This is a genomic window from Paenibacillus sp. GCM10027627, from assembly GCF_042675505.1.
In the GTDB taxonomy this organism is placed as follows: Bacteria; Bacillota; Bacilli; order Paenibacillales; family Paenibacillaceae; genus Pristimantibacillus.
In genome coordinates this window covers 137,765-160,787 of sequence record NZ_JBHTHB010000005.1, presented here as the reverse complement: position 1 = coordinate 160,787, position 23,023 = coordinate 137,765, and the positions used below count along the sequence as shown (strand labels likewise).

The following is a 23,023-nucleotide window of genomic DNA, read 5'->3' as shown; positions in this document are numbered from 1 at the left end:
TCATGAAGAAGAAAGTGTATTCCATCATCGTCGATCATATCAAAAGTTGGGGCGTAACCCATGTATTCGGCATTCCCGGGAAATCGATTTCACCGCTCATGCTGGAACTGGAGGGCAGAGAAGTGGAGTATGTGCTTGGCCGCCATGAAGCTGGCTGCGGCTACGAAGCATCCGGTTATGCGCTTGGAAGCAAAACAATCGGGGTAGCCATCGGCACGTCGGGCCCCGGCGGCACTAACATGATTACGGCAGCGGGGCAAGCTAAGGAATTTCAAGCGCCTGTCCTTTTTATTACGGGACAACCTTCCATGAAAGATACGGGGAGGGCATTAAGCCAGGATTCCAGTCCGTTCGGTGCCGATTTGGTCAAAATGTTCGAACCGGTAACGCTGTTCAGCGCACGGATTGAGCGCGCGGAGCTTCTTTCGCTTTATTTAAAACATGCAATCGAAAAAGCGATGGTAGGGACAAGGGGCCCCGTCCATCTCTGCATCCCGTTTGACGTGTTGATGGAAGAGGTGGAGGAATTTGTTCATCCTCTGCCGGACTATGTGTCGCCGGTTATGGCTCGCGATTTGGACCGAGCGCTTCAACTGTTGGAGGAAGCCAAAAAGCCCGTTTTATTTTTAGGAAAAGGCGCGATGATGGCGGATGTGCTGGATGAAATTCGGATGCTGGCGGAACATTGGAAAATTCCGGTCATGACGTCGCCGGGGGGCAAGGGAGCCTTTCCTTCCCGTCATCCTTTAAACCTCGGTGGGTATGGCCTCGGCGGCTCCAAGCACGCCGTAAACTATTTGCTATCCGGCACCGACCTCATGATTGTAGTGGGCAGCAAATTATGCGATATGTCCCTGTCGGGTTTTACGGATGAGATGAAGCCGGAGAAAATGCTGCAATTCGAATATGAGCTGACCTTTGCGGGCAAATCGATTGAGGTTCCGACTGAAGTTGTTTTGGGCGATCTAAAATCGAACTTGCAACAACTCATGATGAAAGGGGGCGCAATGAAGAAAAGCGAGGAATACGCCTTGCTGCAGGCTCCTGATTTCCGGCCAAGCACGGAAGTTGACGGAATTTTAAAAGCGGGCGAAGCCATTAAAGCTTTGCGGTCAGCGCTGCCCGACGATGCAATTCTGTTTGGAGATGCTGGCAGCCATTCCTTTTATGCGGTTCAGCATCTGGATATTGTAAAGCCGGGAACGTTTTATTTTGACGAAGTGTTTATTGCGATGGGTGCGGCTATCGGATATTCAATCGGAATGAAATTGGCTTGTCCGGATCGTCCTGTCGTATGTATTACCGGAGACGGCTGCATGCTCATGCAAGGCACAGAAATATCGACCGCTGTGAACCACGGCGCCCCTGTTATTTTTTTTGTTCTGAACAACGGACGTTTGGATATGGTGGACAAAGGGATGTCCTATAACACTGGAAGATCGGTCGGTGCCGTCTATTCACAACCACTTGATGCCAGCGGGTTTGCGATGTCGATGGGAGCTTCCGCCTACCGCTGTCATCACACCGCAGACATTGTAGAAGCAGTTGGAGCCGCTCTTCGCTCCCCTAGAGCGACTGTCATTGAAGTGATGGTGGACCCTTATGAAATTCCGCCTATTTTAACTAGATTGCTAAGCATGGATTAGAACAATGGAAAGAAGGTGAAGGCATGAATTCCGTGGTGTACAACAAAGGGATGGAGACGCTGAGCAAAATGGTCGGTCCCGATATTTTAAACCAGACGGTAGAAAATGTGCGCAAATTCAGTCCCGATCTCGCCAAGCTTGTTGTTGAATTTCCGTTTGGCTCGATCTACTCAAGACCCGGCCTTGATATGAAGCAGCGTTCGCTGATTACGATTTCGTCCTTAGTGACGCAAGGAGCGGAAGGTCAACTCGATTTCCACATTCACGCCGCGCTTAATGCGGGGCTTGCGCCGGACGAAATTGTGGAAGCGATCATGCATTGCTTGCCATATGCAGGTTTTCCAAAGTCGCTTGGGGCGCTTGGAGTCGTTATTAGAGTGTTCCAGGAGCGCGGCATTTCAGTGGAAACAGCGGAAGCGGCAGCGGCGAAAGAATAAGGGAAAGCCATTCTCGCAAGAGGGTGGCTTCTTCTTTCGGTTTATTTCATATGGATAGCCGGAAGATGTGACCCCAGTTGACATGAAAAATGGAGATATGGTATATAAAAGTAGTGGTTAGCACTCTGGTGGTTTGAGTGCTAACATTTTTAAACATTGGAAAGTAAGAGAGGGGAGTTATCCGCAATGGCCAAAAAGCAATTTAAAGCCGAATCCAAACGTTTGCTGGAAATGATGATTAACTCGATCTATACGCAAAAAGAAATCTTTTTGAGGGAGCTTATTTCCAACGCCAGCGATGCGATTGACAAAATATATTACAAAGCGTTATCCGACGATAAGCTCGTTTTCAACAAAGAAGACTACTATATTAAAGTAACGGCAGACCAGGACAAGCGCATTCTAACCATTACGGATACGGGCGTTGGCATGACCTCTACCGATTTGGAAAACAATTTGGGCGTCATCGCCAAAAGCGGCTCGCTTGCGTTCAAGCAAGAAAATGAGGCTCAAGAAGGCCATAACATTATCGGCCAGTTCGGCGTAGGCTTTTATTCCGCGTTTATGGTGGCGGATGAAGTCGAGGTGACGACTAGAGCGCTTGGAAGCGACGAGGCTTATCGCTGGACGTCGAAGGGAGCCGACGGTTATTCCATTGCTGCAGCGGAGAAAGAAAGCGTTGGAACCGAAATTGTGCTGAAAATAAAGGAGAATACAGAAGACGAGCAATACGACGAGTTTTTGGAACCGTATCGTTTGCGCGCAATTATTAAAAAGTATTCCGATTTTATCCGTTATCCGATCAAGATGGATATGAAAAATCAACGTCCGATTGAAGGCAGCGACTCCGAGCTGGAAGAAGTCGTCGAGGAACAAACGGTTAACAGCATGGTTCCGATTTGGAGAAGGAATAAAAACGAGCTGACGGAAGAGGACTACACCGCATTTTATACGGAAAAACGGTACGGGTTCGACAAGCCGCTGAAACATTTGCATGTCAGCGCGGACGGCGCCGTTGTGTATAATGCTATTTTGTACATACCGGAAAATACGCCCTTTGACTACTATACAAAGGAATATGCAAAAGGACTTGAGCTATATTCGAACGGCGTTCTCATTATGGACAAGTGCGCGGATTTGCTGCCGGACTACTTCAGTTTCGTGAAGGGCATGGTCGACTCTGAGGACTTGTCGCTGAACATTTCCAGAGAGCTGCTCCAGCATGACCGTCAACTGAAGCTCATTGCCAAAAATATTAAAAACAAAATTAAAAGCCTGCTCCAAAGCTTGATGAAGGACGATAGAGAAAAGTACGAAACCTTCTTTAAGGCGTTTGGCCGCCAATTAAAGTTTGGCGTTTACAATGATTACGGCATGAATAAGGGCGATCTTCAAGATTTGCTGCTGTTTACTTCTTCCGAGGAGAAGAAACTGGTTAGTCTCGACGAATATATTTCCCGCATGCCGGAAGATCAAAAATATATTTATTATGCATCCGGCCAATCCGCAGCCCGTATCGAAAAGCTTCCTCAAATTGAGCTTGTGCTCGACAAGGGATACGAAATTTTGTACTTTACGGACGATATCGATGAGTTTGCGGTCAAGATGATTATGAACTATAAGGAAAAAGAGTTTAAATCGGTATCGAGCGGAGACCTTGGCATCGAAGGAGATTCGGAGGAGAAGCAAGACGAGGCGGCGGATGGGGAAAACAAAGAGCTTTTTGAAACGATGCTGACGCTTTTGGACGGCAAAGTGAAGGCGGTCAAAGCTTCCAAACGACTGAGAAGCCACCCGGTATGCTTGTCGGCCGAAGGCGAGCTTTCCATCGAGATGGAGAAAATTTTGAAAGCCATGCCGGACGCCGGTGATGTCAAGGCGGATAAAGTGCTGGAAATCAACGTTGGCCACGAGGTGTTCCAATCGCTTAAAAAAGCTCACGCCGGCGATAAAGAGAAGTTTAACCTTTATACACAGCTCCTATATAATCAAGCATTGCTGATAGAGGGACTTCCTATTCAAGATCCGGTTGAATTTACAAACGATATTTGCAAAGTGATGGTGTAAGACCGGGCAAATCTCAATCGAGTTAACAGTCAAAAAGACCGCGCAGGCATAAAGCCTGACGCGGTCTTTTATTATGGGCGAATCCTAATCCGTTTCACTTACTTGTGACCGTATACGGCGACATCAATAATATCGAAGCCTCTAACCAGACGCTCTTCTCTAACTATACGGTTTTCTCTAACCAGACGGTCTCTGTCGCGCAGTCTTCTGTCGCGACGACGGAGAGCGTGGGCAACGATGCTGAGACGTTGTCCGGGCACCCGGAAAGATTTCGAGAACGATTCACCAGGAAGGAGCTTAATTCTTGCTAGACGACCAATAGCGCGGCCATGCTCATCGGAGATGAACAGCGATAGGACGACAGGCGTTTCGGAAATGAACCGATTGTCGGCAACGACACGGATCGTTTCAAACTTGCGTACGTCGATGCTGCCGCGACGGCGGTTGCGGTGGTCATGATGATGGTTGTCGTGGTGATGATGGTCATGATGATGATCGCGGTGATGATGGTCACGATGATGATGGCGATGATGGCGGCGATGATGGTGACGGCGGCAACGACGGCGCACGTGGCGGCCAATGCGGCGAACGACGCGGCGCTCCTCCAAAACTTCCCGTTCTTCAACTTCACGGACAACGTTTTCGCGCTCTTCATGTTTGTGATGATCATCATGGTCGTGATGATGATGATCATCATCGTGGCGGCGATGTTCCCTTGTCACGAGTCTCGTTTGACCGGGACGAAGCAGGAAGCCTCTTGCTGGAGTACTGAAGAGCAATTTGTTCTTAGCCATGTTTTCACCTTCTTCTTCTTAAAGTACTATATGCTATGAGTGAGCTATAGCAATCGCTTGTACTTTTGACCAAAGGTGAACGTCACGACTTTCATAGATAGTTGGAAGAAAGGTTATTGCCGGGCAATAATTTTGTCTATCAGTCCGTACTCTAGCGCTTCTTCCGCGGTCATAAAGAAGTCCCGGTCCATATCCCGCTCTACCCGTTCAATAGGCTGCCCCGTTCTCTCTACCGTAATTTGATTCAGCCTAGCCCGGTTAGCCAAAATACGCTTTGCGCTAATGGCAATATCGCTCGCTTGACCTTGTACGCCGCCATGCGGCTGATGAATCATAATTTCGCTATTCGGCAGCGCGAATCGTTTACCTTTTTCACCGGCCATAAGCAAAATCGCGCCAAATGAAGCGGCAAACCCTGTGCAGATCGTCTGAATTTGCGGTTTGATGTATTGCATCGTATCGTAGATGGCAAGACCTGCGGTGACAGAACCTCCCGGACTGTTGATGTACATATGAATATCTTTGTCCGGATCTTCCGCCGTCAGAAACAGAAGCTGCGCGATGACAACATTGGCTACCGCATCGTCGATGGCGGAACCGATAAACACGATTCGGTCTTTAAGCAGCCTGGAATAAATATCGTAGGTCCGCTCGCCCCGGTTCGTTTGCTCGACGACATAAGGAATAGAAACACTCATGTTTATACCTCCAATGCAAGGAATGGGTTGAAACGTAAGGAAAACGAATGAACAACCGCAAAAGATACGGTCAATCAGCGAAAAAAAAGTTGGAGTAAAGCGTATCTTTTCGGTCGTTTCATTCGTTTACTAAAGAAAGGCTCTGCGAGCATTTAAACTAAGGAGGTTGCGGGATGAAGCGTCTGCTGCAGAAGGAGGGCGTCAAGGGCCTTGGAGATAAGGCTGACTTGGAGCGCCTGCACATATCCCTTTTCCGATATTGCCTGGTTTTGACCGGTTCGAAATGGGACGCGGAAGATTTATCGCAATTAGTTTGGTGCAAAGCTTTGACTGCGCTTAAGAAAAGTCCGCATCACAATGTGGAGGCGCTGCTTTTGCGCATTGCCAAAAACGAATGGATCGATTGCTGCCGAAGAAAAGCCGTTTACAAAACCAAAGTGGAAGCATTGTCCGCTGAAGAGAGAAGCGCCGAACGGAAAAGCTCCGAGGAGGACAGCTTTGCTATAGAAGCCATGTTTGGCGCCCTATTAAACCATTTGTCGCCTCTGCAAAGAACTGTATTTGTGTTCAGGGACGCTCTTGGATTTTCTAATCTAGAGACGGCTGAAAAATTGGGCTTAACGGAGGGGGCAGTCAAAGCGGCGCTTCATCGGGCGAGGAAATCGATAGAGGCGGTGCGTCGGGAATTAGAGAGCGATCATGGCGGCCGGCTGCCTTCCGATTCAGAGGAGAGGGTATGGCTGGAGGAAACCGTGCTCGCTTACGAGGAAGGAAGGGTGGAGGATTTGGCGGAACGATTGATGGCCGGCGTCTTGTATGCGTCACCGCTGCTAGTCATCGGAGGTATGGCATCCTACCGGGTACAAAGCGGCAACGGATTCGGAACCTCCATGCTATCGTTAAGTATGTCTGCTTAAAACAAGGCAATTACATTAGAGCCAAGACCGGCAAGAGGGACATTTTCAATAAATGCCCGCTTGCAGGTCTTTTTTTTGAAAATAATCACAAGGAAAAAGAAGGAATTTATATATTCATGTCGAATTACCTAAAAGTTTGCGAGGAATGGGTATTTTATACTTGATTTCCAATGCCTAATCATACTATTTACCTATGGAAAGAGGAGACAAAAGTTTATGCAAATGAAAAAATCGGTTTTTGTGGCTTCCTTATTGACATGCAGCCTTGTATTTGGTGCTGTAGGGGCTGTTGCGTCCACTGGAGTTGAAAAAATATCCGCTTCATTGAACCACAACATCAAATTTATTTTGGACGGAAAGAGCTGGAAACCAAAAGATTCGAGCGGCAAAGAGCTTTCTGCTTTGGTTTACAAAGGCTCCACTTACGTACCGCTGAGAGCCGTTGGCAACGCGCTTGGAGCGGAAGTGGATTATGATGCGGACAAAATGCAGATTACAATCGACAGCTCAGGCGATAACGGCATCCCGCATAAGGACGATACCGACAACGGCAGCAATAACGGAGGCGGCTCAAACGACAACGACGATGACGATTCAAATGTCCCATCCGGAAGCGGCGTATTAACTCTTCCTAGCAACTTCAATATGAGCCAGACGACTGAGGACTTGAAGAAGCATGCTGTTTCGTTGATTAAAATTTATGGAGCTGCGCTTGAAGACGAAGATTATTCCGAATTCAACAAATATGTAAAAAAATATGTGTCTCCGAAAGTAGAAGGCACTTATTTAATGGGCCACGAATTTTCTATTAAAGAGTTTGAGGAAAATATTCAAGGCAGCATAGATGCCAACGATTCAGAAACTATCCAAAGTTATGGCAAGGACCTTCAGAAAGTCAAAGCCGAGGGACTAGTAATTCAGGATACGGATAAAGACGAATACGGTGCGACTATCAGTTTTGAATTCACTCCGGAAGGCTGGGAATTTTCTAGCACGATTAATGTTTATTTAAACTTTGAAAAGTTGAAAAATGGCACGTACGTTCTTGATTCCGTATACTTTGTTTAGATAATCCATTTTAAACTAAATTCAAAGCACTTATATTTTCTAACGAATAAAACACCTTCCACCTATACCCTGTTGCATGGTCAGTTCACAGACCGGGTATAGAATGAAGGTGTTTTTCCATGTGTGCATTAGCGCACGATTGATACGCTTTATGATTATCCCTCGTACTGGTTCATCATGATTTGCAGCTTGGTTACCAGCAGCTCTCTCATTTCCGGCGGTTCGATAATTGTGGCATCTTCGCCGAAGCTGAGCACAACATGAAGCAGCCAAGTTTTCATAGATCGCTCATCCATTTCCATCCGGAGCGTCAGCGAGCCGTCCTCGTGAAATTCCCGCTCCGCGAGATGGAACTGATCGAGCGCCCTAGCGAGAGAAGTGGCGGAAATATGCAGCACAACCGTATGCAATACGCGTTCTTGCAAAGCCGGCGCACTACGTTCCGTTTCCTCTTGAAGCTTATGTTTGTTTTGAAAATGCTGCCCAGTCGCCTTTAAGTCCGTCATTCTGGACAGGCGGAACTCCCTATAATCGGAACGGATTCGGCAAAAGCCGTACAAATACCACGTATCGAATTTATAGTGAAGCTGCACCGGCTCCACGCTTCGGTCGACACGTTCGTTTTTGGCGTTGATGTATCCAAACTGCACAAGCCGGCTTTCGGAGATAGAGTTTCTGAGCAGTTGCAGCGATTTACGATAAAAGGGTCGGCTTCCTACATTCAGCGAAACGGACGAGCCTCCTCCGCTGCCCTGAATGGTTTGCAGCCTGCGAATCGTCTCAGCTGCCCTCTCGTCCTGAAAGACGGTAGACATCGATTGAAGGACGCTGACTAGCGATCCGACATCATAGGAGCCAAGCAGGCTCCGGTCCATTTTATATTCTTCCATAATGCGGTAGCCGCCGTTCACGCCTTGATAGGACACAACGGGAATGCCGGCCGCGCAGATCGCTTCGATGTCGCGGTATATCGTTCTTTGCGAAACGCCGTATTTTTCCGCAAGCTCGGAGGCGGATAAAATTTCATTGTTAAGCAGCATGTAGATCATGGAAATCAGACGTTCCAGCTTAATCGCAATCGCCTCCTACTATAGCTCGGAATGGGATAATATGTGCTGCAGATCCTCTATGGAAAGAGCAGAGAGGGCATCGCTGCCGGGATCGACGATATCGTCGATCAGCCCTTTTTTACGCTGCTGGAGCTCGTACATTTTGTCTTCGACCGTTCCGGCAGCAACCAACCGGATCACCTGCACGACGTTTTTTTGCCCAATTCGGTGGGCGCGGTCGGCGGCTTGCTGTTCCACGGCCGGATTCCACCATAAGTCGTAGAGAATGACGGTATCCGCCCCGGTTAAATTAAGTCCTGTTCCTCCGGCTTTTAGCGAAAGCAGAAATAGTTCCCGCTCACCCGCATTAAATCGATTGCACATCTCCAGTCGCTCGACAGGCGGCGTGCTTCCGTCCAAATAGAAAAACCGGACGCCCCGGTAGCCCAGCTCCCGTTTGACAAGGTCGAGCATTTCCGTGAACTGGGAAAAAATGAGCGCTCGTTTCCTCGAACGGATACATTCCTCCACGAGTTCAAGCAACTGCTCGAATTTGGCGGAGCTGCCACCGTAGCCATCTACAAAAAGAGCTGGATGGCAGCAAAGCTGGCGGAGGCGGGTTATGCCCGCGAGCAGTTTGATTCGGGTTGTTCCATCGTTCCCTCTGTCTAAATGTTTTAACGAATCCTGGCGCAGCTTGGCCAAATAAGCGGCATACAGCTTCTTTTGCTCCGGCAGCAGCTCTGAGGAGTGTACCGTCTCTATCTTTTCGGGAAGCTCCTTCAGTACATCCTCTTTCAAGCGGCGGAGCAGGAACGGACGGCATCGTCTAGCCACTTCCTCGCGCGTCATTTCGCCAAACTCCCGTTTGCCGGGCAGCAGCTCAGGAAAAACAGCGCGAAAGATCGACCACAGCTCCTCCAGCCTGTTTTCAATCGGCGTTCCTGTCAGCGCGAATCGGTATATGGCGGAAAGAGAGCGAACCGCTTTTGCCGTTTGAGTCGTGTCGTTTTTGAACATTTGCGCTTCGTCCAAAATAATAGTGTGAAACGCCTTGGCGCTATATGACTTGCTATCTTTTCTGAGCAGGGGATACGACGTAATGATCACATCCGGTCTTTGTTCGCCAAATGCTTCTGCCGCGTCGTTCCCGCCGCCATTATCAAGCAAAACCTTGCGCTCTTCCTTGCTTCCGTCGGCAACGACGGTACGAAGCTCTGGCGCAAACTTGGCCAGCTCGCTGCGCCAATTGTAGAGGAGCGAGGCCGGAGCGACAATTAAAGCCGGTTTGTTCGTGGATCGAATCGATTCGGCTTCCGACAGCAGGAACGCTATGCTTTGTACTGTTTTGCCAAGTCCCATCTCGTCAGCCAATATGCCCCCGAAACGATAGGCCGCTACCGTTTTCATCCATTGAAACCCGTATTTCTGATAATCGCGCAAAACAGAAGAAAGCCGCTCTGGAACTGGGAAATCGAGCTGGTCGGGATGTTTCATATTGTCCAGCATCTCGCGCAGCGACCGGTTCATTTTGATAACGGGATGGCGCAGCCGCATGTCAACCAGAGCGAGAGCATGGGCCGCGTGCAAGGTCATCGACTCATCGAACAAGGCAGGCTGATGAAGCCCGACCCCGTTCATGACACGCAGCAGCGCTTCAAACTCTTCCGTTTCCAAGGATAGCAAAGCTCCGGTTGCCATTTTGTAATAGCGCCGTTTCTCCTTTACGGCTTTCACTATAGCCCGTATTTCCTTCTCCGTAATGCCGTCCATTTCAAAACGGTAATGAAGCCAGTCCGTCCTCTCCTCCCACGCAATATGCAGCTTCATCGGCGGCAGATCGGTAGCCATTCGCAGCTTAACGGCGGAAGTGGCGTATAGAACGAGATATTGCTCCAGCTGCGGAACGAGGTGGTGAAGGAAATCGTATTCCGCATCGTCTCCTTCAATCAAGTAGCCGCCCTCTGTTTTTAGAAAACGTTCATCCTCCATTAGCGCGAGGATGGTGCGTTCCTTTTCTGAGTCGCGCATAAGAATGCGCTCCTCGCCGCGCGGCTTTCCGGCTAAATCCAGTGGATTCACGACAATGTCGCCGTATTGAAATTCCAGACCCGCAAGCAGTTTGCCCCTCAGCCGATCCAAATACATTCTCGCTTGCAGCGGACTGTAGTAAAAGCGATTCGAAATCGTTTCGGAAATTTGAACGTACCCCAGTTTCATTAAACCGGGAACGACCCGTTCCATGATGGATTCCATTTGCCGGGGGTCGATGACGAGCCTGTCCGTTTGGCCTGATTCGCGGTTGTCTGCGCCAATGATCGCTTTAAGCCCGGCTAGTTTTTGCAGTTCCCGTTGTCCAACGGGGTAAAAAACACCTTCCATAAACAGCATGCCATAAGCGTCCAGAACACAACTGTCCGTAAGTCCTGCTGCGGTCAGCTCATAGCCGTCATCCGCTTCGGACCGATCCAATTTAAAATGGAGGGGCGGTTTGCCTTTAGCGATTTCGATTTTGGAATAAACGGCAGCCAACAGCCGTTTCCCGCTATTGCTCGGTGCAGGTTCGATTCGAACCTGACTGGCGCCTTGCAGGGCGGTAAATAGCGATTCCCATGCATATGGAGGGATTGGCATTATTTTTCCGCTATCGATCCCTTTATTGGAAAATCCGGCAGAGGGCGAGGGCGCAACGGTTTCACGGTACGAGGCCTCTTGTTTATGGAGGCGAATCAACGCTTTGATGACTTCATGATCCCCGGCAGTGAAGATATGCCTGGAAGGATCGTACAGCAAAGACTTTGACAGAGGATAGGCTTGTCCCTGCTCAATCGCCGTCAGCCATTCGGCCGGCTGTTGAACGATAGCCATTCGTCCCTTTCCCGCTTTCAGTTCTAGGCCGATTCGGTGTTTGCCGCCGTCTATCGGAATAAAGCGGCATACGAACTCGACCGGCAGCGGTTCACGCTCATCTCGCAGCACAGTTGCGCCGCTCGGCAGCCCGCTTCCATGCTGGAACAAGTCGAGCAGCCCTTCTACGACTTCGTAGTCTGGGATGCTGGACAAATACACTTTACCTCGATCCCGGCTTACAGGCTTTTGTTCGGGGGCGCGGCTTGCTTTCATCACTTGAACAAGCGCAGCGGCAACATGCTTGCAATAGTGGCGATCGGTATAAAAGGCGAGACAGCTGCATTCAGCATGTACGCCGCCTGCTTCCTCCAATTGAATGGACGCTTCGAAAACGCGGCTCCCGCCGATAATTTTTGCACGATATTCCTCTTTAAAGCGGGAGGGCCTCTTTAGCTCTACGAAGCCTGCCTCCGCAAGCGCTGCTCCTCGGCTATAGGCTTCGTATCCGGTCAGCCGGATAATCGATTCCGGGGTTAATGGAAAGCTCATCGTTTCACCTTCTGGAAAATATTGATCAATATTTGCGATCGATATAAAATTTAGTTACCTCTATTATAAAACATTTTTGAATCATTTTTTTTGTAAATAGTTGATAGATTTTATCCGCCGGTGGCATCTATAGTTCAGGGGGAATGGCGATGGACGTTTTGTCACAGGTTTCGGTTCCGTGGAGGGACGGAAAAAGTGCTGGGGCGAATGAGGAAAAGCAGTGGATTGACCGAGCAAAATCGGGAGACCGGGAAGCGTTCGGAGAGCTTGTGCGCATGCATCGGGCAAAAGCGCTCGGCATTGCCGGCAAGCTGGCAAAAGACGTCCATTTGGCGGAGGATATCGTGCAGGAAGCGCTGCTGCGGGCATTTTTGCATTTGGGCACGTTAACGGATAATGCCAAATTTTCCGCATGGCTGCAGCGAATTGTTCGCAATCAGGCTTATATGAAAATAAGGAGGGGCGGTCCTTACGTCAGCGAACTGCCTTTCGAAAGTTGGACTGGAGGAGCGGGAGCTGCATCAGTCGGGTCATCCCGTCAAGAAAGTGTGGACTGGCGCAATATCGACAGCATTTTGTTCCATTTGGCGAAGTCCGCTCAGTCATCGGCCGAGGGTATCACCAGTCCCGAGCAATGCTTGATTCGAAAGGAAACGATTGAAGGAATTCGTTTATTGGTACGCTGTCTAAACAAAAGGGAACGGGATATTTTCGAAGCCCATTTTTTCGAAGAGCTGCCTCCGTCCGATATTGCGGCGCTGCTGGGAACGACGACCGCAGGCGTTTACAACTCTCTTTCCCGGTCAAGAGCGAAGCTGCGCAAGGAAAGAATTCGGATTTCCATCGGACTGTATGTAGAAAAAAGAGCCGCGCTTGGTCTGCCGCGCAAAAAGATTCTATCGACTCCCCCGTAATCACAATTTTGGAGGCTGCTGATTCTAATATGACAACATTTACGCAAGAGAGAGACTGGAGCAAAACATGGACGTCGGCGGGATGGGCCATACACGGCGCCGTATCCTACACCGACAAAAAGCATTTGACGCTCACTGACGTTATGGGATTTACCGGGCTGGCGTTCCGGCTCAACATTGATCCGCAATCCATTCATATAGCAGGTCCTACCTCTTATCCCGGAGGCTATATTTTCCGTCGCAATCTTTGTAATTTGGGGTTTACGAGCTGCCTTGCCGACCCGCTCGTTCCCGTTCCGCCCGATAAGCTCGAACAAGTGATGGCGCTGGTGCAGGAATCGATTGACCGGGGCATACCGGCTATCAGCTTTGATTTATTTACTCCTGAGGCCGGTCTCATTTACGGCTATGACGACGAAAAACAGCTATTTCATGCCAAGGACGTATCCCAGGACGGAACATTGCCTTATTGTACATTTTCAGATTCCAAAATCGATTTGTTGTTTGTTGTAACGATCAGCGACAGCTTGCCCCACTCCAAATACGAAATGATGAGAATGGCTTTGTCTATGATTGTGGACCATGCCAGAGGCAAGGAGTGGATGCATATTTTCGAAGGGAAGTTTGCACAGGGGCTTGCCGGTTATGAGGCTTGGATCAAGGCGATGGAGGAACTGCGGGCGGACGAGACGGGCAATGCCTATAACGTCGCGGTTGTTGCCGATGCGCGTGAATTTGCCGCCCGGTTTTTGAGCGAGCAATCGTTCCGCTGGGATGGAACCAATATTGTGGAGCGGACCGTTCGGCAGCGGACGGGAGAAGCGGCCAAATATTACGGCGAAGCGGCTGCCGCACTTGGCGAGCTGCGAGAGTTATTCCCTTTCCCGCATGGCGGAACTCCCAAAAGTCCGCAAACGGCAAAACTTGCCGGGAAGCAGCTTCGTAAAGCATTCGAGGCAGAGACGAAGGGAATTGAACAGCTTGAGGCGCTGTTTCGTTTTATGAATGAGTATTATTCGGAAAAGTGGATTCGTTAAAAAGGCAAGTTCATTAGAGGAGGAGGCGGACTATGGCTTTGACGGACAAAAGGGTCTATAGCAAGGAATGCGGCGATGAGCTTGTCGATTTGCGGAATGAGAAGCTGCACATGGCTACGCTAAAAGGGGCGGAGCTGCACAGCGTTGACGCAAGGGACAGTTCGCTGCTGCATGTCAATTTTGACGGGTCGAAGTGGAACCATATTCAATTTTCAAACGTCCACATCAAAGAGACTCAGTTGGGCGGTACCGTTTTCGAAAATATTCGGCGTCCCAAAGCTTCGGAAAGCGCCCGCAAGGAAGAGGGATTCCGGGGAATCGTCCAGCCGGTCCGCTTCGTCTACTCCGACCTTAGCGAAGCTATTTTTGACGAATGCGATTTAAGCGGCGCCGAGTTGAACCTTTGCAGGACGGAAGGAATGCGCATCAACGGCATTTCGGTAGACGAATTGCTTAAGGTTTATGAGGAGCGGCGCGAGCTGCCCGAGTCCATTAAGAAATTTCGGAAGATAAGGGAAGAGACGATCGCTTTTGCAGAAAGTGTGCCTTCACATAGGTTGGATGCTATTCCCGAGGGCTTTAATAACAGCATCCGCTGGAATTTGGGCCATCTGCTGGCAGCATGGGATCACGGGATTTTTCCCAAGATCGGTGAAGCATGGCGTATACCGGCGAACTATCACTCCCTTTTTCCAAGAGGCACAAGTCCAAGAGACTGGAAAGAAACGCCTCCATCCATTAGTGAAATCGTAAGCGGGCTGAGACGGCAAAAAGAGGATGTGTCGGCTGAGTTGCCGCACCGGCTTGCCGATGCGCTTGCCGAACCTTTTTTGAATATGTCCGCGATGTCGGATATGCTAGAATTTCTGCTCTGCGAGGAGCAGCATCACCAGAAAGCAATAAAATCAATAGTCGAGGCGCTTGAGCGAGGAGCATCTTTTGAGCAAACAACAGCAGTCCCGTTCATTGTCAAACGGCCTTCATTTATTGTTGCGGGGGTCACACTCCAAGGGAATTTAAAGGATATTCGGGAACAGCGGCTCGGCCATAAGGCATACAGCAGGCTTACTGCTATGAAAGAAGGAATAACTGGCGTTGTTTCAAACGAAGTTTATCTCGTACAAATGTATCCAATGAGAATGGATTTTGATCCTTTGAACGATCCCTTTACGCAATTGATCGGCTACAAGGTAGAAGAGGGAGCAACCGTTCCCGAAGGTTTAATCCTTCACAGGCTGGAATCGACCGAGTATGTGCGTTATACTCATCGCGGACCGGAAGCGGAGATAGCATCTTCCTACAATTTAGTTTATAGAAATTGGTTGCACGAGCATAACCGAAAGTCGCTCGGCTTTGATTTTGAAATTAGGGACGAGCGTTATCTGGGGGAAAATCCCGATAACGAAATCGATATGTTTATTGCGCTCGCTCCCGAATTATAAAACTCAGCGGGGCAATGCCGTTTACATCATCGGTTGGTGAAGGGAGTCGATGGCTGATGTGCATTCTCGCTCGTGGTATTTTTGATCAGCGGCTCTTTGCTTGACGTGGATGTAGCAACAGCTCGGGCAAACGGCGAATGAGAAGCGCCAATTTACGCTTATAGGCAAAATCCGGCACCCAAGCGGGCCGGATTTTTTCCGTCTGTTGCTGCGATGTCAGCAGCTGGCATTGACTTCACAAACTGTATGAATTAATATTACAGTATCATTTTCGAGGAGGCGAGCCTTATTCGAAGCGAATTTACTGTAGCGGTCCATTGTCTGGCTCTCCTTGCCTATTTGCCTGAACATCGGGCAAGCAGCGAGCTCCTTGCCTGCAACGTCGCGACCAATCCGACGCGCGTACGCAAAATTATGAGCGCCCTTCGCAAGGAGGGCTTTGTTAAAACAAAAGAAGGAATCGGCGGCGGCTATCAACTGAACTGCATACCGGAGGAAGTGACGCTGGCTGAAATCTATCGTTCAATATGTGGCGGTACGCTTAAGCCGCACTGGTCCTCCGGCAATCCGGAGGAAACTTGTCTAGTATCGGCCAATATGTCATATGTAATGGATGGTTTTTTCCGGGAAGCGGAGCAGCATTACGAGGAATATTTAGAGAGGCATACGCTCCAGACGGTTCTGGACCGCTTGAAGCGATGCTGTAAATCGAAACAGGAAGGAGGAGAAGCCAGTGTCAACACATGATCGAACAGACGAAAAGCGGAAATCGGCGTCTTCCTTGCCGATCCCCATTTCCGTACTCGACGTATCTCCGATTGTGGAAGGGGGCTCCGTGGCGGATTCGCTTCGCAATACGCTAGACCTCGCTCAACATTCCGAACGCTGGGGCTATAACCGTTATTGGCTTGCGGAACATCACAATTCGCCCAGCATCGCCAGTTCGGCGACTTCGGTCGTCATTGGTCATGTCGCCGCTGGAACGTCTACTATACGTGTAGGCTCCGGGGGCATTATGCTGCCCAATCATGCTCCGCTTGTTATAGCGGAACAATTTGGCACGCTGGAAGCGCTGTTCCCAGGTCGCATCGATCTGGGCCTTGGACGGGCGCCGGGAACGGACGGTCTGACCGCCGCTGCTCTTAGAGGGGAAAGAGGTTCCAATGGCGGCAACTTCCCGGAGCAGCTTGAACAATTGAGAGCTTATTTGGACCCGGACGGAGCGGAGGTGGCTATGCCGGTAAGAGCGATTCCGGGAGAAGGAGCGGATATTCCGATTTGGCTGCTCGGCTCCAGCGATTTCAGCGCCTTGCTCGCCGCTCAGCTAGGATTGCCGTTTGCGTTTGCCGGTCACTTCTCGCCGACCTATACCGTTCCGGCGATGAACTTATACCGCAGCCGCTTCCAGCCGTCGGCCATTCTTGACAAGCCGTACGGGATGGTCGCAGTCAATGTGGTTGCGGCTGATACGGATGAGGAAGCGGCTTATTTGGCTACTTCCATGCAGCAGCTTTTCCTTAGCTTCATTCGCAATCAGCGAGGCGCGCTTCCCCCTCCTGTTAAGGATATGGACAAGATTTGGACGGTGCAGGAGAAGCTGGCATTGCAGCAGCAGCTAGGCTCAAGCATTGCAGGCAGCCCAGAGACGGTCAAAGCAAAGCTGGAGAAATATATAGAGGCGACAGGTGCGGATGAGCTTATGATCGCTGCCCATATATTCGACCATAAGGCTCGACTGCGTTCGTATGAAATTATCGCAAGCCTTTAAATAAAAAGGGATGCCCCAAAGCCCGATTAGGACTTTGAGGCATCCCTTTTGCATGTATGAGACTTTTTATTGCGAATTTGATGTACCGTTTGCCGTTTCATCTGTGGCGGGAGGGCGGAAGCCTCTGCTAAGCTCTCCAACGGAATAACCGAAGTCCATTTGCAAATGAGGGTAGTCCTTAAACCCCTCCCAATCTCCGCCCCAGCTGAAGCCAAGTTTTTTGGCGACGGCCACAACCTCCATCCAATCGGCTTTGCCGTTTAGATTGCCGTCGTATTCCATGTCCCACACGATTTTTCCTTTTTTCGTTTTTAAAGCAAAGTCGACGGCAAGGCCGTAATTATGATAGGACTGCCCTCCCTTTGCATACGTAACAATAGGTCCGCTTGCCGTTCTTCCTTTCTCATAAAGAGCGTTTTGGTCCACATGGCTGCGAAAGTCGTCTGTAATGATTATACTGATGCCGAGCTTGTCCATTTCAGTCTTTAGTTCTTTCGTTTTGGCCGCGACGAGCGGATGCATGCCGGTAATCGGCGGAGCCTCTTTTTCGATAAAAGGCAAATGACGTCCGTACCGCTCAAACCCAATGACGATCCAGATTGCGCTTATTACTATTAAAATGATAAATAATATCCAATTGCGGATACGTCTTTTGGCAGACGGACGGCGCTGCGTAGGGCGGACCGTATGCTGCGGTTCAAGATTGGGTATAGTAGAAAACATTCTGTGTCTCCTTATCGGCTTGCCCGTTATGCTGGCGTACAGGTAATGCGGGCCGCCGCTACTCTTTAAGAAGCTTGTACAAATAATCGACGGAGCGCATGGCGTATTCCCGCTCTGCAAGCTGGCCATTTTTCAAAACGACGAGGCAAGGAACGCTGGCGATGCGCCACTCCTCCCTTAGCCGCGGGGTAAAATTAATATTTGTTTTATAAATGGGATATGAAACGCCTGCCGCTTCGGCCACCTCCAGCATTCGCTCCGCCAGCTTGCAGGTGCCGCACATCGGCGTAGTAAACAATACGGCGGCTCTCCCGATATCGGCTGCTGCGATTTGGTGCAGTTCTTTTTCCGTTAGTTCCTCTAGGGCCATACAGATGTTCCTTTCCAACTAAATAACTTTCGTCTCGCAATCGTGTCGTTAACAAAACGGCGTTTTACCATCATATCAAATTTTTTTATTTTTTTCGAAAAAAAGTGAAACCGGGCGAAACGGCCTTGCGTATAACTTTTTTATACAGCACAATCATGGCCTTTCCGAAACGAAAAAAGAATACCCTCCAAAGGGGAGTAGCTGCTACAATAAAGTCGTCATTCCGAGAACCCGAGTTCTCCGGCTTTATTGGCAACGTACATAACGTTGTTTGCGAGACCTTTGTCTGATTAGCTTTCAGACAGGGGTCTTTTCGCGTGCAAGAATGCTGTGCCGTGCTAGGAAATGAACTGGGGGGACTCGAAAATGGATTTGGGATTAATTTTGGAGTATGGATGGGTACTGCTAGTACTCATCGCGCTGGAAGGATTGCTCGCGGCTGACAATGCGCTCGTGCTTGCGATTATGGTTAAGCATTTGCCGGATGAAGAGCGGAAGAGAGCTTTGTTCTACGGTCTTGCCGGAGCGTTCGTATTCCGTTTCGCCTCGTTGTTCGCCATCTCGTTTTTGGTGGACGTATGGCAAGTGCAAGCGATTGGCGCCTTATATCTCCTCTTTATCGCGCTGAACCACATATTCCGAAAGCTCATCGTCAAGAAGGGCGAGGAATCGGCCGACAAAAAGGCTGGCAAAGAAGCGAAGAAGAGCGGTTTCTGGATGACGGTTTTCAAAGTGGAAGTAGCCGATATCGCGTTTGCGATCGACTCCATCCTTGCGGCGGTGGCGCTCGCTGTTGCTCTTCCGACAACAAACCTGCCAAAAATCGGCGGTATGGACGGCGGACACTTTATCGTCATTTTCCTAGGCGGATTGATTGGTCTAATTATTATGCGTTTTGCAGCGACGTTGTTCGTTAAGCTTCTGGAAAGCAGACCGGGTCTGGAAATTGCAGCTTTTGCCATTGTAGGCTGGGTAGGCGTTAAGCTCGCGGTTCATACATTGGCGCATCCTGCTATTCACCTTATCCCGCACGATTTTGCAGAGTCGAAAGTATGGAAGCTGTCCTTCTACGCCGTCTTGATTATTATTGCGGCTCTTGGCTGGTTCTTGTCGAACCCCAAAGAGGGTAAAGACAAGAAAGCGCAAGAAGCGGTATAATAAAGTCCACGTAAAGTTAGTGGAGGAGATAAAAGTTGGCACAGCTTTATTATAAGTATGGCACCATGAACAGCGGCAAGTCGTTTGAAATCATTAAAGTGGCTCATAACTACGAAGAGCAGGGCAAGCCAGTTTTAATTTATTCCCCTTCGGTAGGCGCAAGGGGAGAAGTCGATCGGGTCGGTTCCCGCGTTGGACTCCAGCGGGAAGCGATCCCGGTTCTTGAATCGACCGACCTGTTCGAAAATGTGAAAACGCAAGTCGCCGCGTCCGGCCGCATCTACTGCGTACTCATCGATGAAGCGCAGTTTTTGAAACAGCATCACATTGAAGGATTGACGCGCGTTGTCGACGAGCTGAACATACCAGTAATGGCGTTTGGTTTAAAAAACGATTTTCAAAATCAGCTTTTTGAAGGCAGTTACCACTTGCTCGTGCAGGCTGACAAGATCGAAGAAATCAAAACGATTTGCTGGCATTGCGACCGCAAGGCGACGATGGTCATTCGTTTCCGCGACGGCCAGCCTGTCAATTCGGGAGAGCAAATTCAAATCGGAGGCAATGAGGATTACAAGCCGGTTTGCCGGAAATGTTATTACCGGGCTTTTCAAGACGGCTCCAACTAAAGAAAAACGAAGAAACGGCGGTGCCGGGTATGATTGAGCTGTGACTCGCAAAGAGGTCATGGCGCACTCCCCTGGCACCGTCTTTTCTGTTTTCAGGCGAAAGCATTGCCGTAACACAGGCTGGTCGAAGCGAATCGACTTTTGGCTCTAAGATTTTCTCATGGCTGAGGGAAAACGAAGCAAGACATATTCCGTAGAAGCGTCAGCGCTCGCCTTTGTAACGGGATTCCCCCCTTTAACCTTGTTCAGGGAATCCCGTTACAACAGCGATCGGAGGAATATGTCTTGCGCAGTTTTCATCCTCCAGCCATGATCCCGTTTTTCAAATAGCCGCACTTGAATAACATCCCCGCATCGTTCATGATGTAGAAAACGAAACGGTTGAGGTGATCGATATGGAAGGGTTCATCAGAGGAACCGGAACAAGGGACGAGCATGCCAAGCTGCTGCTGGACAGTTATCGAAAATGGACCGGCAAGGAGTTGTTGCTGCTTGAGCCGCAGCGCTCGCCTATGGATCAAGTAGACGAGTCGTCCATCGTCATTTTGTCGCATGACACCGAGGCTGATCCCGTATTAAACTACGGAAATTGCATGGCGCAGCAATTATGGGAAATGGACGCGGACACGTTTGCGTCAACTCCATCCCGTTTGACGGCAGAGCCGATGGAGAGAGAAGAGCGGGCACGGTTTTTGGAGCTTGTAGCGGGGCAGGGGTATGTGGACGATTACACAGGCATACGGATTTCAAGCACGGGGCGTCGTTTTTATATTCGAAATGCGATCGTTTGGAATTTGGTTGACGAAGACGGAGTTTATAAGGGACAAGCGGCTGCCTTTTCGGAATATACGTTTTTGTAGGGGAGGATGAAGTTTGAGCATTTCCATTGGACTGGCCGGATGGGGAGATCACGATATGCTGTATCCTGCCGGCACAAAGCAGGGAGACCGATTAAATGTATACGGGAATCATTTTCCCGTTGTTGAAGTGGACAGCACCTTCTACGCCATACAGCCAAGAGAACGTTTTGTTTCTTGGGTAAACGGTACGCCAAGCAGTTTGAAGTTTGTGGTGAAGGCCTATCAAGGAATGACGGGGCATCAAAGAGGCGTCGCGGCCAAAAGCAATGATCCGGATGAAATGACAGCGGCGTTCTGCCGTATGCTGGAGCCTGCAATCGAAGCTGGCAGGCTGACGGCTGCCTTGTTCCAGTATCCGCCCTGGTTCGATTGTACAAGCCCGAACGTGAAGCTGCTCCGCGAAACGAAGCGCAGGATGGGCGATGTGCCTTGTGCGCTGGAATTCCGTCATCAGAGCTGGTTTCAAGACGGAATGCGGGAGAAAACGCTGGATTTTATGCGCGGCGAAGGGTGGATTCACAGCATATGCGACGAGCCGCAGGCTGGAATAGGCAGCATTCCTACCATCCTGCAAGCTGCCGATGAAGAGGTGTCGATCGTGAGGTTCCATGGACGAAACGTGGCTAATTGGAATAATGGAGGAGGCCCGAATTGGAGAGAGGTGCGATATTTGTACCAGTATTCGAATGAGGAGCTTTCAGAATGGAAGGACAAGCTGCAAGCGCTCCAGCAGCAATGTCGGCATATTGCCGTTATTTTCAACAACAACTCCGGCGGCCATGCGGCGGGCAATGCCAAAACGATGATGGAGATGCTGGGACAAAAAAGACCCGACGGGAGGGAGCCATTTTATTCCCCACCGGCGGGCCCGGAGCAACTGGAGCTCTTTTAAGTTCCAGTTAGTATTTCAGTTTAAGCAAGCTGCGTTCTTGAACAAACGTGGATGTGTTGAATAGCAAAAGCGCATCTTTAATGCCGTTTTGCTCCATGTAGTCGCTGATATTGCCATTATAGTACCGGATATCGATCATATGGATTTCTTGAACGTGATTCGTCAGAAAAGGCAATACGCTGTGCGCGTAAGAGTCTTTTATGACGAGCAGCTTGCTTAGGTCGGTGTCTTCCGGCTTTAAATCGCTGCTGACCTTCACAACCGCATGAACGCCGCCTTGAAAATAGGAGTACTTATCCTTTTTCGCGAGGAAGCTTTCATCGTACAGTCCTTCTACCGTTTTGCCGTTGTCGAGAATATGCATTTCCGTTTTGACAGGCTGCTTCGGCTCGTATTTTTGAATGGAATCGGGCTTCACGGCGACAAATTGGCCGCGGGTGTGATAGCTTCCCAAAAAAGAATCCGTAACGGTGCGAATTTGGAACTGCTCTTCGTCTAGCGGTTCCCAGCCTTTGCTTTCGGCAAAAGCGCGATAGGCCAAATAGGCCCCGTAGCTCGTCCAGTGGTGATCGGTCCGGTAATAAAGCGGCCGCTCTCCATCCGGCTTCAAAAAGTCAAAGCCATTCAGAAACGTCAGCTCGTCCCCCGCCCTCGCTGCAATAAACTCGTTTATATCCTTTTGCGGGTAAGCTATAGCCAGCCAAGGCAGAAGATTCGGATAGACGCCAACGGAGTTTGGCGCAAGCAGAAACGATATATCGCTATCCGGGTGATTGGCGGCAAATTTGTTGACCGCCTCCGCATATTTTTCCACAGTTGAAAAATCCGGCTTCACGGATTTTTCAAACAAGTAGCCGTCTTCCCCCAAATAAATGCCGTTATTTTCTTTTTGCAGTCTAATTTGCTCCAGCACCGACTTTGCCGCCGTCCAATTGGAACGCAACGGGAAGTGGTCGGTCACGTACAGCTCGGCTTCATCGGAAAACTTTTTCGATTTGATCGATTCCCAGCTAAGCTCCGGCGCCTTTTGCAAATAGCGGTTTTCCATTTCGGAAAATGCTTTTTTCGGCGACACGAGAAAGAAGACGCATAAAACACCGAGCAATGAAATAAATCCCCAAACATAAATTCGATCTGTCCATTTGTTCATATGAAGTA

21 protein-coding genes are annotated in these 23,023 nt (G+C 49.6%); 14 read left to right on the top strand and 7 right to left on the bottom strand.

Annotation, left to right across the window (positions count from 1 at the left end; translation table 11 throughout):
- Positions 1–2: 2 nt before the first annotated feature.
- From ACFQZE_RS18155 to htpG, 3 genes are all read left to right on the top strand, one after another.
- Complete coding sequence (locus tag ACFQZE_RS18155; RefSeq protein WP_379359584.1) at positions 3–1,646, top strand: thiamine pyrophosphate-binding protein; 1,644 nt, start codon at positions 3–5, stop codon at positions 1,644–1,646.
- Between the two features lie 23 nt (positions 1,647–1,669).
- Positions 1,670–2,083, top strand: coding sequence for a carboxymuconolactone decarboxylase family protein (locus ACFQZE_RS18150; protein WP_379359582.1), 414 nt, complete (start codon positions 1,670–1,672; stop codon positions 2,081–2,083).
- Between the two features lie 186 nt (positions 2,084–2,269).
- On the top strand, positions 2,270–4,150 hold the full coding sequence (htpG, locus tag ACFQZE_RS18145) for a molecular chaperone HtpG (RefSeq protein WP_379359580.1): 1,881 nt from the start codon (positions 2,270–2,272) through the stop codon (positions 4,148–4,150).
- Positions 4,151–4,248: 98 nt separating this feature from the next.
- On the opposite strand, the gene ACFQZE_RS18140 is transcribed toward htpG, so the two are convergent.
- Complete coding sequence (locus tag ACFQZE_RS18140) at positions 4,249–4,944, bottom strand: hypothetical protein (RefSeq protein ID WP_379359578.1); 696 nt, start codon at positions 4,942–4,944, stop codon at positions 4,249–4,251.
- 113 nt (positions 4,945–5,057) lie between these two features.
- Entirely contained in the window at positions 5,058–5,642 is a 585-nt protein-coding gene (gene clpP / locus ACFQZE_RS18135) for an ATP-dependent Clp endopeptidase proteolytic subunit ClpP (protein WP_379359576.1), read from the bottom strand.
- Positions 5,643–5,815: 173 nt separating this feature from the next.
- Here clpP and ACFQZE_RS18130 point away from each other — a divergent pair, with 173 nt between their 5' ends.
- Positions 5,816–6,559, top strand: a complete 744-nt coding sequence (locus ACFQZE_RS18130; RefSeq protein WP_379359574.1) for an RNA polymerase sigma factor — start codon at positions 5,816–5,818, stop codon at positions 6,557–6,559.
- Between the two features lie 216 nt (positions 6,560–6,775).
- The gene (locus ACFQZE_RS18125; RefSeq protein ID WP_379359572.1) at positions 6,776–7,627 is read left to right on the top strand and encodes a stalk domain-containing protein; all 852 of its coding nucleotides are present in this window, start codon (positions 6,776–6,778) and stop codon (positions 7,625–7,627) included.
- Positions 7,628–7,782: 155 nt separating this feature from the next.
- On the opposite strand, the gene ACFQZE_RS18120 is transcribed toward ACFQZE_RS18125, so the two are convergent.
- Both ACFQZE_RS18120 and ACFQZE_RS18115 read right to left on the bottom strand, forming a co-directional pair.
- Positions 7,783–8,700 carry a helix-turn-helix transcriptional regulator gene (locus ACFQZE_RS18120; protein WP_379360109.1) on the bottom strand — a complete coding sequence of 306 codons (918 nt, stop codon included), beginning with the start codon at positions 8,698–8,700 and terminating at the stop codon, positions 7,783–7,785.
- A 15-nt stretch (positions 8,701–8,715) separates the two neighbouring features.
- The gene (locus ACFQZE_RS18115) at positions 8,716–12,075 is read right to left on the bottom strand and encodes a DEAD/DEAH box helicase (RefSeq protein ID WP_379359570.1); all 3,360 of its coding nucleotides are present in this window, start codon (positions 12,073–12,075) and stop codon (positions 8,716–8,718) included.
- 149 nt (positions 12,076–12,224) lie between these two features.
- On the opposite strand from ACFQZE_RS18115, the gene ACFQZE_RS18110 reads away from it, so the two are divergent.
- The 5 genes from ACFQZE_RS18110 to ACFQZE_RS18090 all read left to right on the top strand — a co-directional run bounded on the left by ACFQZE_RS18110 (position 12,225) and on the right by ACFQZE_RS18090 (position 17,236).
- Positions 12,225–12,989, top strand: a complete 765-nt coding sequence (locus ACFQZE_RS18110; RefSeq protein ID WP_379359568.1) for an RNA polymerase sigma factor — start codon at positions 12,225–12,227, stop codon at positions 12,987–12,989.
- A gap of 29 nt (positions 12,990–13,018) precedes the next feature.
- Positions 13,019–14,026 (top strand): hypothetical protein, encoded by a 1,008-nt coding sequence (locus ACFQZE_RS18105; RefSeq protein WP_379359566.1) that lies wholly within the window; start codon positions 13,019–13,021, stop codon positions 14,024–14,026.
- 32 nt (positions 14,027–14,058) lie between these two features.
- On the top strand, positions 14,059–15,468 hold the full coding sequence (locus ACFQZE_RS18100) for a DinB family protein (RefSeq protein ID WP_379359564.1): 1,410 nt from the start codon (positions 14,059–14,061) through the stop codon (positions 15,466–15,468).
- A 288-nt stretch (positions 15,469–15,756) separates the two neighbouring features.
- The gene (locus ACFQZE_RS18095; RefSeq protein ID WP_379360107.1) at positions 15,757–16,215 is read left to right on the top strand and encodes an RrF2 family transcriptional regulator; all 459 of its coding nucleotides are present in this window, start codon (positions 15,757–15,759) and stop codon (positions 16,213–16,215) included.
- Entirely contained in the window at positions 16,202–17,236 is a 1,035-nt protein-coding gene (locus tag ACFQZE_RS18090) for an LLM class flavin-dependent oxidoreductase (RefSeq protein WP_379359562.1), read from the top strand. Before ACFQZE_RS18095 ends, ACFQZE_RS18090 begins: the two co-directional genes overlap by 14 nt.
- A gap of 66 nt (positions 17,237–17,302) precedes the next feature.
- Here the strand turns inward: ACFQZE_RS18090 and ACFQZE_RS18085 are convergent, their stop codons facing one another.
- Positions 17,303–17,959 (bottom strand): M15 family metallopeptidase, encoded by a 657-nt coding sequence (locus ACFQZE_RS18085; RefSeq protein WP_379359560.1) that lies wholly within the window; start codon positions 17,957–17,959, stop codon positions 17,303–17,305.
- 58 nt (positions 17,960–18,017) lie between these two features.
- Entirely contained in the window at positions 18,018–18,329 is a 312-nt protein-coding gene (locus tag ACFQZE_RS18080; protein ID WP_379359558.1) for a thioredoxin family protein, read from the bottom strand.
- A 366-nt stretch (positions 18,330–18,695) separates the two neighbouring features.
- On the opposite strand from ACFQZE_RS18080, the gene ACFQZE_RS18075 reads away from it, so the two are divergent.
- From ACFQZE_RS18075 to ACFQZE_RS18060, 4 genes are all read left to right on the top strand, one after another.
- The gene (locus ACFQZE_RS18075; protein WP_379359556.1) at positions 18,696–19,487 is read left to right on the top strand and encodes a TerC family protein; all 792 of its coding nucleotides are present in this window, start codon (positions 18,696–18,698) and stop codon (positions 19,485–19,487) included.
- A gap of 35 nt (positions 19,488–19,522) precedes the next feature.
- Positions 19,523–20,113, top strand: coding sequence for a thymidine kinase (locus ACFQZE_RS18070; protein ID WP_379359554.1), 591 nt, complete (start codon positions 19,523–19,525; stop codon positions 20,111–20,113).
- Between the two features lie 395 nt (positions 20,114–20,508).
- Entirely contained in the window at positions 20,509–20,973 is a 465-nt protein-coding gene (locus ACFQZE_RS18065) for an MEKHLA domain-containing protein (RefSeq protein ID WP_379359552.1), read from the top strand.
- 55 nt (positions 20,974–21,028) lie between these two features.
- Positions 21,029–21,865 carry a DUF72 domain-containing protein gene (locus ACFQZE_RS18060; protein ID WP_379360105.1) on the top strand — a complete coding sequence of 279 codons (837 nt, stop codon included), beginning with the start codon at positions 21,029–21,031 and terminating at the stop codon, positions 21,863–21,865.
- 7 nt (positions 21,866–21,872) lie between these two features.
- Here the strand turns inward: ACFQZE_RS18060 and ACFQZE_RS18055 are convergent, their stop codons facing one another.
- Positions 21,873–23,015, bottom strand: a complete 1,143-nt coding sequence (locus ACFQZE_RS18055) for a DHHW family protein (protein ID WP_379359550.1) — start codon at positions 23,013–23,015, stop codon at positions 21,873–21,875.
- Between the last annotated feature and the right edge of the window lie 8 nt (positions 23,016–23,023).

Bases quoted from the DNA above. Each gene is read 5' to 3' on its own strand.
- ACFQZE_RS18155 (WP_379359584.1), top strand. From the start codon at position 3: ATGAAGAAGAAAGTGTATTCCATCATCGTCGATCATATCAAAAGTTGG.
- ACFQZE_RS18150 (WP_379359582.1), top strand. From the start codon at position 1,670: ATGAATTCCGTGGTGTACAACAAAGGGATGGAGACGCTGAGCAAAATG.
- htpG (WP_379359580.1), top strand. From the start codon at position 2,270: ATGGCCAAAAAGCAATTTAAAGCCGAATCCAAACGTTTGCTGGAAATG.
- ACFQZE_RS18140 (WP_379359578.1), bottom strand. From the start codon at position 4,944: ATGGCTAAGAACAAATTGCTCTTCAGTACTCCAGCAAGAGGCTTCCTG.
- clpP (WP_379359576.1), bottom strand. From the start codon at position 5,642: ATGAGTGTTTCTATTCCTTATGTCGTCGAGCAAACGAACCGGGGCGAG.
- ACFQZE_RS18130 (WP_379359574.1), top strand. From the start codon at position 5,816: ATGAAGCGTCTGCTGCAGAAGGAGGGCGTCAAGGGCCTTGGAGATAAG.
- ACFQZE_RS18125 (WP_379359572.1), top strand. From the start codon at position 6,776: ATGCAAATGAAAAAATCGGTTTTTGTGGCTTCCTTATTGACATGCAGC.
- ACFQZE_RS18115 (WP_379359570.1), bottom strand. From the start codon at position 12,075: ATGAGCTTTCCATTAACCCCGGAATCGATTATCCGGCTGACCGGATAC.
- ACFQZE_RS18110 (WP_379359568.1), top strand. From the start codon at position 12,225: ATGGACGTTTTGTCACAGGTTTCGGTTCCGTGGAGGGACGGAAAAAGT.
- ACFQZE_RS18105 (WP_379359566.1), top strand. From the start codon at position 13,019: ATGACAACATTTACGCAAGAGAGAGACTGGAGCAAAACATGGACGTCG.
- ACFQZE_RS18100 (WP_379359564.1), top strand. From the start codon at position 14,059: ATGGCTTTGACGGACAAAAGGGTCTATAGCAAGGAATGCGGCGATGAG.
- ACFQZE_RS18085 (WP_379359560.1), bottom strand. From the start codon at position 17,959: ATGTTTTCTACTATACCCAATCTTGAACCGCAGCATACGGTCCGCCCT.
- ACFQZE_RS18080 (WP_379359558.1), bottom strand. From the start codon at position 18,329: ATGGCCCTAGAGGAACTAACGGAAAAAGAACTGCACCAAATCGCAGCA.
- ACFQZE_RS18075 (WP_379359556.1), top strand. From the start codon at position 18,696: ATGGATTTGGGATTAATTTTGGAGTATGGATGGGTACTGCTAGTACTC.
- ACFQZE_RS18065 (WP_379359552.1), top strand. From the start codon at position 20,509: ATGGAAGGGTTCATCAGAGGAACCGGAACAAGGGACGAGCATGCCAAG.
- ACFQZE_RS18060 (WP_379360105.1), top strand. From the start codon at position 21,029: ATGCTGTATCCTGCCGGCACAAAGCAGGGAGACCGATTAAATGTATAC.
- ACFQZE_RS18055 (WP_379359550.1), bottom strand. From the start codon at position 23,015: ATGAACAAATGGACAGATCGAATTTATGTTTGGGGATTTATTTCATTG.